Source organism: Paraburkholderia sediminicola (assembly GCF_902859805.1).
GTDB lineage: Bacteria > Pseudomonadota > Gammaproteobacteria > Burkholderiales > Burkholderiaceae > Paraburkholderia > Paraburkholderia sediminicola.
On the sequence record NZ_CADIKC010000009.1, the window covers coordinates 19,255 to 33,759 of the forward strand.

Genomic DNA, 14,505 nt, shown 5'->3' on the forward strand with positions numbered 1-14,505 from the left:
AATCTGAGAATCTGAAAGACGCCGCCCGCGTTTGCTAATTTCAGTGCAAGCGGATCACCGGATGCACGCGTCGACGCAACCAGTGGCTCGCCGAATCGAGCGCCATGCGTGCGAAGCCGGTCAATGTCATCACGTGACGGCGATAGATGAGCTTGTAGACGGCAGTCGCCAGCCAGCCGTCGACGAACACCGGCTGCGTCAGCAAACTATTGCTCAGGCTGCCGATCGTGCCTTCGCGGCCGAAACCGACCAGCGTGCCGGCGTCGCGATAGACGAACTCCGGCAAGGGCTCTCCCGCTATCCGGCACTTCAATGCCCGCGCCAGAAACAGCGCCTGCTGGTGCGCGACTTGCGCGCGCGGCGCCAGAAACGCGTCCGCGTTTTCAGAAGAAGGGCAGGCCGCGCAGTCGCCGAGTCCGAATATATTCGCGTCGTTCGTACATTGCAGCGTGCGGTTCACCTGCACCTGTGCGTTGCGATTCACTGCGATGCCGTCCAGCGTGCGCAACACCGGCGGCCCAGCGATGCCGGCGGTCCAGATCGCGATGTCGCTGGCGAGCGGTGCGCCTTCATTCGTCAGCACGGCGTCGGCGCGCACTTCAGTGACGCGCGTGGCGTTTAACACGTCGACACCGAGACTGCCGAGCATCTTTTGCGCGCGCGCCGAGATCGTTTCGGACAGGGCGGGCAGCACGCGCTCGCTGCTTTCGATCAGACGGATGCGGAAGTCGCGCACGGGGTCGAGCGAAAACGGGCTATAGCGGTTCAACAGGCGCACCGTATCGCGCAACGCAGCGGCGAGTTCAACGCCCGTTGCTCCAGCGCCGATGATGTTGATCGACACTGGTGTGTCCGCCTGCGCGGTCCGTGCGCGTCGCGCATGATTCGCACGCAGACAGGCGTCGAGCAGCTTGCGGCGAAACGCTTCCGCATGGGCGACCGATTCGAGCGGCAACGCGTGTTCGGCCGCGCCGGGCACGCCGAAATATTGCGTGACGCTGCCCATGGCCAGCACCAGCGTATCGAATGCAAGTTGCCGTGACGGCAGGATTTCGCGGCCGTCGGCGTCGTGGAGCGCATTCAGTGTGATGTGCCGGTTCGTTCGATCGAGCGCGGCAAGCTCGCCCTGTTCGAATTCGAAGCCGTGCCGTTGTGCCTGCACTGCGTATTGCAATTGATGCGTGGCCGGATCGAGCTGGCCCGACGCAGCTTCATGCAGCAAGGGCTTCCAGAAATGCGTCGGCCAGCGATCCACCAGCACGATCTGCGCGAGACCGGCGCGTCCGAGCGTTTCCGACAGTCGCGTAGCGAGCCCAAGGCCACCGACGCCACCGCCGACGATCACGACGCGATGTGCCGCCGCTTGCTGCACGTGCTCCCGGTGTTGCGCGGTAGAGGCTCCCTGCTGATCGATTGCAGCCATGATCCGTATCCTCCTGAAGTTATCTTTGCCGAGCCGGCGAAGGCGTCCCGGGGCTATGTCCGGTATTCGTTCGCCTCATCTGTCGGGGCCAGTATAGAATCGGCTGAAACCGCAGCACAATTTAATGTTTATGCACAACATATAGGTTTTTACTTATGTTAAAAACTGCCACGTTTCGTCAATTGAAAGCCTTGCATACGGTCGCGAAGCTTGGCAGCGTGTCGCGCGCGGCCGAAGAATTGAAGCTCACACAGCCGGCTGTGTCGCTTCAGGTGCGCCTGCTCGAAGAGGCCGCGGGCGCGCCGCTATTGCAGCGGGTGGGCCGTGGCGTGCAGTTGACCGCTGCGGGCGAAATCCTCGCGCGCTATGCGCTGGAAATCCTCGATCTATGGAACGGCGCGGCGGACGATCTTGCGGCCTTGCACGGCGAGCAGGGCGGCACGCTGCGCATTGGCGCGATCACAACCGCCGAATATCTGATCCCGCCTTTTCTGGTGCGCTTTACGGAATCGCGCCCGCAAGTGAAGGTGCAATTCAAGGTCGGCAATCGCGCCGACATCATCCGCATGCTGGCCACGCATGAAATCGATCTCGCGGTCATGGGCAGCGCGCCGCGCGAATTGCGCACAGTGGCCACGGCGTTCGCCAAGCATCCGATGGCGTTCGTCGCCTCGCCCGCTCATGCGTTGATGAAGAAGAAGCGCCTGTCGCTGGACGATCTGCAGACCGCGAATCTGTTCGTGCGGGAGCGGGGCTCGGGCACGCGCTCGACGGTCGAGAATCTGTTTCGGCTCGCCGGCCACAAGCTGCATATCGGGTCTGAGCTATCGAGCAACGAAGCGATCAAGCAACTGGTCGAGGCTGGGCTGGGCATTGCGTTTCTGTCGCTGCATGCGTGTTCGCTGGAATTTCAGGCAGGCTTGCTGGCGTTATTGCCCTTGCCCGCGAATCCAATCGAGCGCGACTGGTACGTGATGCATGTGTCCGATAAACGCCTGCCACATGTCGCCGGACTGTTCCGCGATTTTCTGATCGAGCACGGCATGTCCGGCGCGGTGCCGGTCCCGCTGCCGACTGTTGCCGCTGCGAAACGGCGCCGTCAGACGCGTGAGGCAAGCGCGGTTTGAGGTACGGATTCTCGCTATTCGCTTCGACGTTTGCGTTCCGCCAGGCCCGAAGGAGGTCCCCGCGTGGCCTCCGGTTACATCCGTAGAACCTTATAGGACGGGCATTTCGGCTTACATCGCCCGCGATCGAAGTAAAGGTTGGGCGGGCGATATTTTTGCCCGCGCCGATTGTCTTTACAGTGACGTCCAGACATCCGAGAAAAGTGGACGCCGCATCCTCGTGGCGAGCCATTGTGATTGACCTGGCCGTTACAGGAGTTGGAGACAATGAGCAGCAACAGCATCACCCAAGTCGAAACATTCGGTTTTGAACGCATCCCGGATCGCTCGCGTTATGCGCGGCCGATCGATCTGTTCCGCTTGCTGTTCGGCGGTTGCAATACCTTTTCCACCTCGGTGCTCGGCAGCTTTCCGGTGCTGCTCGGTCTGTCGTTCAAGGCGGGCGTTTATTCGATCGTGCTCGGCGTGGTGATCGGCTCGTGCATTCTTGCGCCGATGGGCCTGTTCGGTCCGCGCAACGGCACGAGCGACCCGGTTTCGTCGGGTGCGCATTTCGGCATTCATGGCCGGATCGTCGGCTCCTTTCTGGCGGTGTTGACCGCCGTCGCGTTCTTCTCGCTGGCAGTGTGGAGTTCGGGCGACGCCCTCGTGGGCGGCGCGAATCATCTGCTCGGACTGCCGGTCAACTGGATGACGCTGAGCTTCGCGTACGGTCTCTTTGCGGTGCTGGTGCTGACGGTCTGCGTCTACGGTTTCCGCTTCATGCTGTGGGTCAACAAGATCGCCGTGTGGGCGGCGAGCCTGCTGTTCGTGGTCGGCATTGTGGCGTTCGCCGGGCCGTTCAATAGCGCGTACGCCGGCAAGGTGGCGCTCGGTTCGGTGGGTTTCTGGCCGGCCTTCGTGAGCGCTGTGCTGGTTGCAATGAGCAATCCGGTGTCGTTCGCCTGCACGCTCGGCGACTGGGCCCGCTATATTCCGCAGAACACGCCGAAGAAGCGCACGATCCTTGCAGTGATGCTCGCGCAACTGGCCACCTTCGTGCCGTTCTTCTTCGGTCTCGCCACCGCGACGATCATCGCCAGCAAGGCGCCGGATTTCATCGCCTCGAATAACTACGTGGGCGGCCTGCTGGCGATCTCGCCGAACTGGTTCTTTCTGCCGGTGTGCCTGATTGCCATCATCGGCGGGATGTCGACAGGCACCACCGCGCTGTACGGCACCGGGCTCGATATGTCGAGCATGTTCCCCAAGTTTCTGAACCGCGTGCGCGCCACGTTGCTGATCGGCAGCCTTGCCATCGGCTTCATTTTTCTCGGCCGCTTCGCGTTCAATCTGGTCGAAAGCGTGTCGACGTTCTCGGTGCTGATCAACGTCTGCAGTTGCCCGTGGATGGTGATCATGATTATCGGCTTCGTGACGCGGCGCGGTTTCTATCTGTCCGACGATCTGCAGGTGTTCAATCGCGGCGGACGTGGCGGTCACTACTGGTTCACGCACGGCTGGAACTGGCGCGCGATGGGCGCATGGATTCCGAGCGCGGTCATCGGCCTGTGCTTCGTCAATTTGCCGGATCAGTTCGTCGGCCCGCTCGGGCAGCTTGCCGGTGGTCTCGACATCAGCATGCCGGTTTCGCTGACGCTGGCCTGCGCGTTGTATATCGCGCTGCTGCAGTGCTTTCCTGAACCGGACGGCGTGTATGGGCCGCTTGGCCGACGCTGGTTGCGTAGCGGTCCGCAGCGCCATGCGACCGTGCACCCGGTGGTGCCGGCGACCAAGCTTAAGGCTGGCGGCGCGCAAATGAAGACGCAAATGAAGACGCAAGCGCAGCAGCGCGCCGTGCGACGTGAACGCGAAGAAGTGCTGGACACGCAGGACGCGGGTTGAATCGTGCGGCTCGAGGTGCTCACTGCAGGGCGCAGTGAGACGGCGCCGAACGCAGCAATCGAGGTTATTGGAAGCTGCGTAAAAGCGCCACAGAGGGCCGCATCGAAGCAACAGTCGCGCAGTAAATGCAATGGTATTCAAGTTGAGTAGGCAAACAAAATGAGCGAGTCAGTAAAGCGCGCGTTTGAAGGTGTAAAGCTGTTTCCGTTCTGGCTGGACAATCCGCGTGCACCGGCTGTCGAACGGGAGTTGATCGGTCCGACTTCCGCGGATCTGGTGATCGTTGGCGGTGGGTTCACGGGTTTGTGGGCCGCGATTCAGGCGAAAGAAGCCGACCCGTCGCTCGACGTCGTGCTGGTTGAAGCGGGGAAGGTGGCTTACGGCGCATCGGGTCGCCCGGGCGGGATCATTTCCACGTCGGTGATGCATGGTCTGCCGAATGCGACGCGCGTATTTCCGCAAGACCTCGACGTGCTGGAAAAGCTGGGCCAGGAGAATCTCGACGGCTTCAAGGAATCGTTGACGCGTTACGGCATTGAAGCGGACGTCGAATGGAATGGCGAGATGACAGTCGCGGTCGACCCGGGACATCTCGGTCATCTGAAAGGCGATTACGAACTGCACGTGGCCCACGGGCATGATGTCGTTTTGCTCGACAGCAAAGGTGCGCGCGAACAACTCGATTCACCGCTCTTCGCAGGCGCGATGTGGTCGCGCAATCGCAGCGGCACGATTCATCCGGCGAAGCTCGCATGGGGCCTGAAGGCCGCTGCGTTGAAACTCGGTGTGCGTTTGCACGAACACTCGCCGATCACGCGCATGGAAGATCTCGGCGCAACGATGATGGTGCACACCCAGGCGGGCAGCATCGAAACGCCACGCGTGCTGCTTGGCACCGGCACCGCAGACGTGGGCGTGACCGACATCAAGCGCCGTGTAATGCAGGTGCGCGACCACATCATCGCGACTGCGCCGTTGAGCGACGAGCAGTTGGCGCGCATTGGCTGGAACAATCGCCAGGGCATCTACGATACGCGTACGCAGCTCAATTATTTCCGTCTCACCAAAGACAACCGGATCATCTTCGGCGGCCGCGTGAGCTATCACTTCGGCGGCGATCCAAATCCGGCCGCGGATCGTGACGAGAGCACATACTACAAGCTCGCCGAGGCGTTCTACCGCACGTTCCCGCAACTGGACGACGTGCGCTTCACCCATGCATGGGGTGGCCCGATCGACTATTGCTCACGCGGTGCCGTGTTCGCGCGCCGCTATCACGGCGGCAAGAGCGTGTTCGTCGCGGGCTATACGGGTTTCGGCGTGGCGGGCAGCCGCTTTGGTGCGAAGATGGGGCTCGACATGCTGTGGAATCGCGAGACGCTGATTACGTCGCTGGATATTTCGCGCAAGGGGCCGTCGTACATTCCGCCGGAACCGCTGCGCTGGATCGCCGCGAAGATCACCTTCAACGCATTCGACGGCGCCGACGATCGCGGCGGCTGGCGGCGTCTCTGGATCAATTCGATCAAGGCGTTGGGCTTTCCGATGTAGTTGATGCGGGAGGTGTCGATGTGACTGGCGGTTTTTTATTCATTGCCGCCAGAATAAAAAAACCGCACCTTAAGGGGTGCCGCACCTTACGGTGCGGGGGTGCGGTTCTAGTTGAAGCAACGTTGCGATGCAGTATGAATCAACCGCAGTACACGATGCTGTACTTCTTGGTCGCTACCGGCATGTGCCACGTGCCCGAGAAGCCCTTGTGCAGGATGAAGGCGTCGCCGGCGGCATAGCGTTCGCTGCGGCCGTCGTCGCTGGTGATGACGACTTCGCCTTCGATCAGCACGCAGACTTCGTGGATCGGCAGATCGGCCAGCTTCAGCGTGCCCGCATCGCATTGCCATACGCCGGCGGACAGCATGTTGCTCGCGTCGGAGAATGCGTTGAGGGCGTGCGGCGCCTTGGCGCCTTCGAGAATGACGTCGGCGGGATCGTGCAAGGCGGGGTTCAGACCGGAAGCGCCGGGGCCTTTAGCGTCGATGCGGGTGAAAGTGATGGTGCTCATGTGTCTCTCCTGGTTAATGTGTTTCGAAAGCGAGTGATTCGATGACGGAATCGAAGCAGAACCGGAGTCTGAGCCAAAGCTGCGTAGCGATGAATTTCGATTTGAAGACATTCAGATTGAGCGGCGTCGATGTAAAGCATTCGATACCGCTCCCGGGCGCTTTGCCGGCCCAAGGTCTGACCCAACCATTCATGTAAAGGACAAGCCCATGCAACACGCCAAACAGTTTTATATCGACGGACAATGGGTCGATCCGCAAAACGCGGCTGGCGCTGCCACGCTCGACGTGATCGATCCGTCCACGGCTACCGCGTTCGCGCAGATTTCGCTCGGCAGCGCGGCTGATGTGGACCGTGCTGTAGCCGCGGCGAAGCGTGCCTTTCCGGCCTACAGCGAGACGACGATCGCGCAGCGCATCGATCTGCTGCAAGCGATCCTGGACGTCTACCGCAAGCGCTACGACGACATGGTGCATGCGATCAGCCGCGAGATGGGCGCGCCGCTGCAATATGCGAACGACGCGCAGGCATGGACCGGCGTCGCGCATCTGGAAACAATGATCCGCACGCTCGACACGTTCGAATTCGAGTACGTGAAGAGCAGCATTCTGATCCGCAAGGAAGCAGTCGGCGTGTGCGGGCTGATCACGCCGTGGAACTGGCCGGCCTTGCAGATCGCCACCAAGGTCGTGCCCGCGCTCGCGGCCGGCTGCACGATGGTGCTCAAGCCTTCTGAACTGGCGCCGCTCTCCGGCATCATCTTCGCCGAGATCCTCGACGAAGCGGGCGTGCCGGCCGGCGTGTTCAACCTCGTCAACGGCGAAGGCGCGACGGTGGGCGAGGCGATGTCGCGTCATCCGGATATCGACATGATGTCGTTCACCGGCTCGACGCGTGCGGGCGTGCAGGTCGCGAAGGCCGCGGCGGATACGGTCAAACGCGTGCACCAGGAGCTGGGCGGCAAATCGGCCAACCTGATTCTCGAAGATGCCGATCTGAAGCAGGCTGTGACGCGTGGCGCCCGTGCATGTTTCGACAACAGCGGCCAGTCGTGCGATGCGCCCACGCGCATGTTCGTGCCGCGCGCACGCCTCGCCGAGGCATTGGCATATGCGAAGGAAGCGGCTGAAGCCCTGGTGGTCGGTCCCGCGGATGCGAAGGGCATCGATCTCGGACCGGTCATCAGCGAGCAGCAGTTCGACAAGATCCAGCGGCTGATCGGCGTGGGCGTTGAAGAGGGCGCCACGCTGGTGGCCGGTGGCCCGGGCCGTCCCGAAGGATTGAAGGATGGTTACTTCGTCCGCCCGACGGTGTTCGGCAATGTCACGCCGAACATGACGATCGCGCGCGAAGAGATTTTCGGACCGGTGCTGTCGATCCTCGGCTACGACTCCGAAGATGAAGCGATCGCGATGGCCAACGACAGCCTCTACGGTCTCGCGGGCTATGTGCAGTCCGCCTCGATCGAGCATGCGCATGCCGTGGCGAAACGCCTGCGTACCGGCACGATCTATCTGAACTACGCGGACTACAACCCCGATGCGCCGTTCGGCGGCTTCAAGCAATCGGGCAATGGCCGCGAGTACGGCGAGTTCGGGCTCGAGGATTTTCTGGAGATCAAGGGCGTGGTGGGTTACGCGAGCTGAGGCTGCGCGACGGCCGGTCGGTGAGAGCCATCATCGCGTCGGCCGTTTTCCGATGGCGGTTCCAATCTGCGAACTCCGTTTGCGGGCGTCTATAATCTTTGCCGGAATTCGCCATCGGATCTTGAACCTGTGAAAACGACTATCGCTATTGCACTTGCGGCGCTTGCCCTGAGCGGCTGTATGTCCGCCGAAAAACAGGAAGCTCAGGCGCGTGACTTTACCCGCTCAGAGAACCTGCTCGATAGCGCCCAGCGTAACGCCGCGGTCGGGTGCGCGGATCAGGCGCAATGCGACAAAGCCTGGTCGCTCACGAAGGACTACGTGGCGGCGCATTCTTACACGTCGATCGTCCGCGCGGACGCGGTAGCAATCGAGACCGATGTGCCTGGCCGCTCGGGCCATGCGGTCTATTCGGCCACGCGCGTGGCCAAGGGCAGCGGGGCGACGATCACGCTGTACGCGCAGTGCCGTGGCATGTACGGCCAGGATCGCGCGATGGGCTCCGACTACGATGATTGCGTCAAGCAAATCGGTCCGACTCAAAACGGCTTCGTGCCGTATCTGAAGCAACACCTGTCCAGCCAGTAAAGAACGTACCTTCGAACGAACTTTCGAACGAACCTTCAGGTCGCGGAGTGACGCGACATCATCCGTTCGAATGCATCGACGATACGCTGCACGTATGGATTCTTGTGGGCGAGGGTGCCGGTTGCGCGTTCGAAGTGCGCCAGCATGGTCGCGTTCGCTTCGAAGATCAGCACCTGTCCGTCGGGCAGCACCGTGAAGTCGATTCCACCGTAGTCGAGATCGAGCCGTTTGCCGATCGCCGCGATCGCCTTCATGACACGCTCGCCGAGCGCAGTGTGCGGATTGTCGAGGAAGCGCCGCTCTTCCTCCAGTTTCCACGGATGCTGTTCCATGTCGGCGGAGTAGTAGTGCACCATCCAGTGCGGCGAAATCGCCAGATGGTAGGGAAACGGCTCCCGGTCGACAAAAATGATCCGGTATTTGCGGTAGAAACCGTCGGCGCTGCGATAGTCGCGAAACGCCGTGAGATAACAAACTTCGGTTTGTGCCGAGCGCCACGATTCGAGCGCGGCGGGACTCTCGCATAGCGTCAGCCCTTCGCCGCCGTGTGTCGCGGCAGGGCGCGCGAGGACCGGAAAGTCGATGCCAGCCGCCACGAGCTGGGCGTCAAGCGCGCTGTGTGAAGCTGGCGTGGTTTCGCTGCGTACGCAAGGCGCTACCTGCACGTCCGGCAATCCATCGAACAGGCTCGCGGTGTGATGCCGTTGGGTTCGGGCGATAGCGTCAGGCGGATTGAGCACGGGTCGCGCACAGCGCGAGACGAAGCGCGCGAGTCGCCTGGAGAGCGGGGCGGCGATATCCGCATCGCCGATCGCGTTGAACACGAGGTCGTAGGCGGGCAACTGCTGGTCTTCTTCGGCCGCGGCGTAGTCGATAGCGTATTTGATGCGGCAGCAGGTCGTGCTGGGCAGCAGGGCATCGAACGGCACATTGCCGGCAGTGTGTGCCGCGCAGAGGATCAGCACGCGGCGCTGCCCGGCGCCGCTTCCCTCGATAAAGACACGCTGGATCCGATAGGCACGTTCCCGATACGCGGCGGCTTCGCTTGCGCGTTCACCGTCTGCGAGGATGGCAGCCAGATTCTGGCAAGCGACCGCGACGTGGGGATCGAGCGTCAGAACGAGGCGATACCAGTATTCGGCGATCTCATGATCGCTTTTCATGAAGTATCCGGTCGCGACATCGCAGAGATTCGCGGTACTGGCGTTGGGTGCCGCAGCGGCGTAGGCGTCCAGCGTGTGGGCGGCGATCAGATGCGCGACTGCGGCCAGCTCGTCGCCGTCGGCGCGTCGCGTTTCGGCGAGCGCGCGGTGACGGGACGGGTCGAGCGAGGCGCTGCCGCCGGCATACCCCGCTGACGTGCTCGGAGGCTGTGCCTTGCGGTCGGCTTCGTTGTGGGGATTCTGGGTCACGGTCGATCGGGATAGCGGCAGGGCGACGCGCCGCTGCGCACTCGGAGCATAGCGGGCGTGCATGCGATTCAGCTTACAGCGCCGCGGGTCCGCCAGCCCGCCACCCCGCCACATCACTACAGCAGCAGTTCGATCGAATGAAACAGGCGGCGCAATTCAGGGTCTTGCGAGCGCGCGCCTTCGTCGACGACTTCGCGCAAACACTCGAGAAAACACGTGGCTGCCGGACTCGTCGGCGCGCCGCGGCGTGACGTGATGCTGACGATGGTTTCATCCACCGTCTCGCGCAAGGGCAGCGCCCATAGGTTTTCCTTCGCGATGAGCACCTCGACGAGCGGCCACGGAAAAATGCTGACCATGTCCGTTCGTGCGAGCAGGCCGAGCACGACCGAGAGCGAGTGCGCGAGGTGGATTGTGTGCGGCACCTTCATGCCGCGCTTGCGAAACAGATTGTCCGAGATCGACTCGCGGCTTGCCGGGTCCCAGTTGAGCACCCATTCGGCGTCCTCCAGTTCGAGCAGCGTGCGGCAACCCGCCTTCGGATGGTCACGCCGCGCACACACGGCCGAATGCGTTGAAAACAGCGGTACGTTGTGAAACTCCGATTGCGGCGAAGCAGGCGGCGGACGGCCGATCGAGAAGTCGAGACTGCCGTCGCGCAGACGCGGTTGCACGACGCCCAGCAGCCCCTCAAAAAATTCCAGTTGCACCTCCGGCATGCGCTGCCGGAAACGCTGCACGGTGGGCGGCAGAAAAGTCAGCGCCACCCACGGCGTGACGCCGATCGACAGTTTGCCGGCCGCCGCGCCGCGCATCGCCTCGATCTCCGCTTCCGCGCGCTGCAACTGACCGAGCACCAGCCGCGCATGCACGACCAGCGCGCGCCCGAACTCCGTGAACGCGACGCCGCTCGCGCCGCGCACCAGCAATGGCGCGTGCAGATCGGCCTCCAGTTCGCGCATGGCCTTGGTTACGGCGGCCGGCGAAAGGTCGAGCGAACGGGCGGCGGCCCGGATACTGCCGGTATCCGCAATGGCCGCTAAGGTGCTGAGTTGATGCAGTTTCATCTGGAAAACCCGTATATGGGTGGCAACCATAGGTTGCTGGCGCAACGATTCTACGCCTGCCGCTGGAAAATCGGCGTGGTTATGCTCGGTTCACGCTTTCATAGACGGAGACAACATCGTGAACACCATGGCCATCCCGGCGGGCATCGCCGAACTCGAAGACGAAATGATCGCGCTGCGCCGCCGCATCCACGCGCAGCCCGAATTGGCTTACGAAGAGTTCGCTACCGGCGACCTGGTCGCCGAGCGCTTGCAGGAGTGGGGCTACACCGTGCATCGCGGGCTGGGTCAGACCGGTGTTGTAGGGCAACTGAAAGTAGGCAATGGCACGCGCAAGCTCGGCCTGCGCGCCGACATGGACGCACTGCCGATCCACGAGACTACCGGCCTGCCGTACGCGAGCACCGTCCCCGGCAAGATGCATGCATGCGGCCATGACGGCCACACGGCGATCCTGCTGGCGGCCGCCAAGCATCTGGCGCAGGAAAAAAGTTTCGACGGCACGTTGAACCTGATTTTCCAGCCCGCTGAAGAAGGTCAGGCCGGCGCGAAGAAAATGCTCGAAGACGGCCTGTTCGACAAATTCCCGTGCGACGCGGTCTTCGCGATGCACAACATGCCCGGTTTCCCCACCGGCAAGTTCGGCTTCCTGCCGGGCTCGTTCATGGCTTCGTCCGATACGGTGATCATCAAGGTGACCGGCCGCGGCGGTCATGGCGCGGTGCCGCACAAGGCGGTCGATCCGGTGGTGGTGTGCGCGCAGATCGTGCTGGCTTTGCAGTCGATCGTGTCGCGCAACATTGCGCCGCTCGACATGGCGATCATCACCGTCGGTGCGATTCACGCCGGCGAAGCGCCGAACGTGATTCCTGAAACCGCGGAGATGCGCCTGTCCGTGCGCGCGTTGAAGCCCGAGGTTCGCGACTATTTGCAGGAGCGCATCACGGCGGTCGCCTGCGGGCAGGCGGCGGTGTTCGGCGCACGCGCGCATGTGGACTATCAACGACGTTATCCGGTGCTCGTCAACGATGCGCAGATGACCGGTCTCGCACGGCAGGTCGCGCTCGACTGGCTTGGCGAAGACGGCTTGATTGCCGACATGCAACCGCTGACCGGCAGTGAAGACTTCGCGTTCCTGCTGGAGCGTTGCCCGGGCAGCTACCTGATCATCGGCAATGGCGACGGCGAGGGCGGTTGCATGGTCCACAACCCGGGCTATGACTTCAACGACGACTGCCTCGCGACCGGCGCGGCGTATTGGGTGCGGCTTGCGCAGACGTTCCTTGTCTGAGGCAGATGGCATCGCGTTGAACTGAGGCCGTGCAAGGCTCCGAGGATCACGAATATCCGCGGGGCCATCGAGGCCGTGTTGGAGCCAGTCAGACCGTCCATCGCTTTCAGGCGCGCAAGGCCGCAGGTCTGCGCATTGGCAGGAAGGACACCATGGAGACACAGATGGACTATTCCGCTACACCGCAACCCGCAGGCACCGACGCGTTGAATCTCGGTGACGCGTCGGCCATGCCGCCGGCCAAACGCACGGGCCACGCCAAAGCGATTGCTGCGATCACGCTCGGCAACGGCCTCGAGTTTTTCGATTTCACGATCTACAGTTTCTTCGCAACGATCATCGGCAAGTTGTATTTCCCGGTGGAAGGGCAGCTTGCGCAACTGATGCTGGCGGTCGGCACGTTCGGCGTGGGATTCATCATGCGTCCGGTGGGCGGCATTGTGCTCGGCGCCTATGCCGACCGCGCCGGCCGCAAGGCCGCGATGAGTCTCACACTGTGGCTGATGACGCTCGGTTCGGCGATCATCGCGTTCGCGCCGACGTACGCGGCGATCGGCATCGCCGCGCCGTTGCTGGTGATCCTTGCGCGATTGATTCAGGGCTTCGCGCTGGGCGGTGAGATCGGTGCATCGACATCGTTGCTGCTTGAATATGGCAGCGACAAGACGCGTGGATTCTACGGAAGCTGGCAGTTCGTGAGCCAGGGCTTGAACACCGTATGTGGCTCGCTGCTGGGTGTTGCGTTGGCGGCGGCGCTGTCCACTTCGGCGCTGGAGAGCTGGGGCTGGCGTGTGCCGTTTGTGATCGGCATGGCGATGGGGCCGATTGGCATTTACATCCGGCGGCATCTGGACGAAACGTTGCCGGGCGTGGAAGACGGTACGGTTTCCGCGGCCCAGGCACCTGATGCACAGCCGGTTCGCAAGTTGTTCCGCGAACATTCGCGCGTGATCACGACCGGTGTGTTGACGACGATTGGCGGCACGGCCGCGAATTACATCGTGCTGTTTTATCTGTCGACCTACGCGATCCGGATTTTGCATTTCCCGATGTCGTCGGCGTTGTGGGCCGCGTGGACCGCGGCGATCGTGACGGTGATTTGCTCGCCGTTTGCGGGAGCGTTATCCGATCGCGTCGGGCGTAAACGTGTTTTGTGGATTTCGCGGGTGATGTTGATTGTTGCCGTGTATCCGGCCTTCATGATTATTAATGCTTTGCCTACGGTGCCGGTTTTGTTGTCTGTTGTTGCCGTGCTGGCTGTGTTTGTCGCGTTTACCGCGGTGCCTAATATCGTCATGTTGCCCGAGATGTTTCCGCGTGAGATTCGCGCTACCGGGATGTCGATTGTTTATTGTTTGGGCGTTTCGATTTTTGGCGGGTTTGCGCAGTTTTTTGCTACCTGGTTGATTCAGATTTCGGGGAGTAATCTGGCGCCTGCCTGGTATTTGATTGGGTGTGGGGTGGTGTCGTTGTTGCCGTTGCCGTTTATGCGGGAGACTGCAGGTAGGGCTATTGATTGATGGGGTTTTTTGCCTTTTGCGGCGGCATTTGGCCGTGTTCTTGGGGCTTTGGCCTTTCCTTGTTCTGGCTTTGGTGCCTTTCCTTGCATTGTTAGTGGTCTATTAGCGTTCCCCCTGTGCGGGGGGCACCTACTTTTCTTTGCCGGCTGCAAAGAAAAGTAGGCAAAAGAAAGCAGCTCAAACCGCTAATGCTAAGTGGGCACCGTAGTTTGCTTGGGGTAGTGGTGCATCTGGAATCTGGGTTCGTGCACCGGCATATGCTTGTGACAAGGGCGTCATACTTCCGGCGGCGCTGCGCGCGCCGAAGAGTACTTCTTAAAACCGATCGCTGTGGTTTTGCGCTCGCGTCTCGCCACTGGACCGTGGCTCGTCATTGCGTCGCCATCGTGATTGTATTCGGAGCGGCAACTGCAACCGCCTACGGCAGTCACAGTCACAGTCACAGTCACAGTCACAGTCACAGTCACAGTCACAGTCACAGTCACA

The 14,505-nt window shown here is 61.9% G+C and carries 11 protein-coding genes; 7 read left to right on the forward strand and 4 right to left on the reverse strand.

Annotation, left to right across the window (positions count from 1 at the left end; translation table 11 throughout):
- Positions 1-40: 40 nt before the first annotated feature.
- Positions 41-1,423, reverse strand: coding sequence for an NAD(P)/FAD-dependent oxidoreductase (locus R8871_RS27240; RefSeq protein ID WP_175053247.1), 1,383 nt, complete (start codon positions 1,421-1,423; stop codon positions 41-43).
- A 155-nt stretch (positions 1,424-1,578) separates the two neighbouring features.
- Between R8871_RS27240 and R8871_RS27245 the strand changes: the two genes are divergently transcribed.
- The 3 genes from R8871_RS27245 to R8871_RS27255 all read left to right on the forward strand — a co-directional run bounded on the left by R8871_RS27245 (position 1,579) and on the right by R8871_RS27255 (position 5,985).
- Positions 1,579-2,550, forward strand: coding sequence for a LysR family transcriptional regulator (locus R8871_RS27245; RefSeq protein WP_175053248.1), 972 nt, complete (start codon positions 1,579-1,581; stop codon positions 2,548-2,550).
- Positions 2,551-2,817: 267 nt separating this feature from the next.
- Positions 2,818-4,434 (forward strand): purine-cytosine permease family protein, encoded by a 1,617-nt coding sequence (locus R8871_RS27250; protein ID WP_246287768.1) that lies wholly within the window; start codon positions 2,818-2,820, stop codon positions 4,432-4,434.
- Positions 4,435-4,593: 159 nt separating this feature from the next.
- Positions 4,594-5,985 carry an NAD(P)/FAD-dependent oxidoreductase gene (locus R8871_RS27255; RefSeq protein ID WP_175053249.1) on the forward strand — a complete coding sequence of 464 codons (1,392 nt, stop codon included), beginning with the start codon at positions 4,594-4,596 and terminating at the stop codon, positions 5,983-5,985.
- A 139-nt stretch (positions 5,986-6,124) separates the two neighbouring features.
- Here R8871_RS27255 and R8871_RS27260 read toward each other — a convergent pair whose 3' ends face one another.
- Positions 6,125-6,496, reverse strand: coding sequence for a cupin domain-containing protein (locus R8871_RS27260; protein ID WP_054040615.1), 372 nt, complete (start codon positions 6,494-6,496; stop codon positions 6,125-6,127).
- 208 nt (positions 6,497-6,704) lie between these two features.
- On the opposite strand from R8871_RS27260, the gene R8871_RS27265 reads away from it, so the two are divergent.
- Positions 6,705-8,141: an aldehyde dehydrogenase family protein gene (locus R8871_RS27265; RefSeq protein WP_175053250.1), complete on the forward strand. Its 1,437-nt coding sequence runs from the start codon at positions 6,705-6,707 to the stop codon at positions 8,139-8,141.
- A gap of 129 nt (positions 8,142-8,270) precedes the next feature.
- Positions 8,271-8,729, forward strand: a complete 459-nt coding sequence (locus R8871_RS27270) for a hypothetical protein (RefSeq protein ID WP_175053251.1) — start codon at positions 8,271-8,273, stop codon at positions 8,727-8,729.
- A gap of 35 nt (positions 8,730-8,764) precedes the next feature.
- Here the strand turns inward: R8871_RS27270 and R8871_RS27275 are convergent, their stop codons facing one another.
- Together R8871_RS27275 and R8871_RS27280 are read right to left on the reverse strand one after the other, a co-directional pair.
- A complete protein-coding gene (locus R8871_RS27275; RefSeq protein WP_175053252.1) occupies positions 8,765-10,141 on the reverse strand; it encodes an ATP-grasp domain-containing protein in 1,377 nt (458 codons plus the stop codon).
- A gap of 116 nt (positions 10,142-10,257) precedes the next feature.
- Positions 10,258-11,208 (reverse strand): LysR family transcriptional regulator, encoded by a 951-nt coding sequence (locus R8871_RS27280; RefSeq protein ID WP_175053253.1) that lies wholly within the window; start codon positions 11,206-11,208, stop codon positions 10,258-10,260.
- 118 nt (positions 11,209-11,326) lie between these two features.
- Between R8871_RS27280 and R8871_RS27285 the strand changes: the two genes are divergently transcribed.
- Positions 11,327-12,499: a M20 aminoacylase family protein gene (locus R8871_RS27285; protein WP_175053254.1), complete on the forward strand. Its 1,173-nt coding sequence runs from the start codon at positions 11,327-11,329 to the stop codon at positions 12,497-12,499.
- 164 nt (positions 12,500-12,663) lie between these two features.
- On the forward strand, positions 12,664-14,019 hold the full coding sequence (locus R8871_RS27290; RefSeq protein WP_175053255.1) for an MFS transporter: 1,356 nt from the start codon (positions 12,664-12,666) through the stop codon (positions 14,017-14,019).
- The last annotated feature ends 486 nt before the right edge of the window (positions 14,020-14,505 follow it).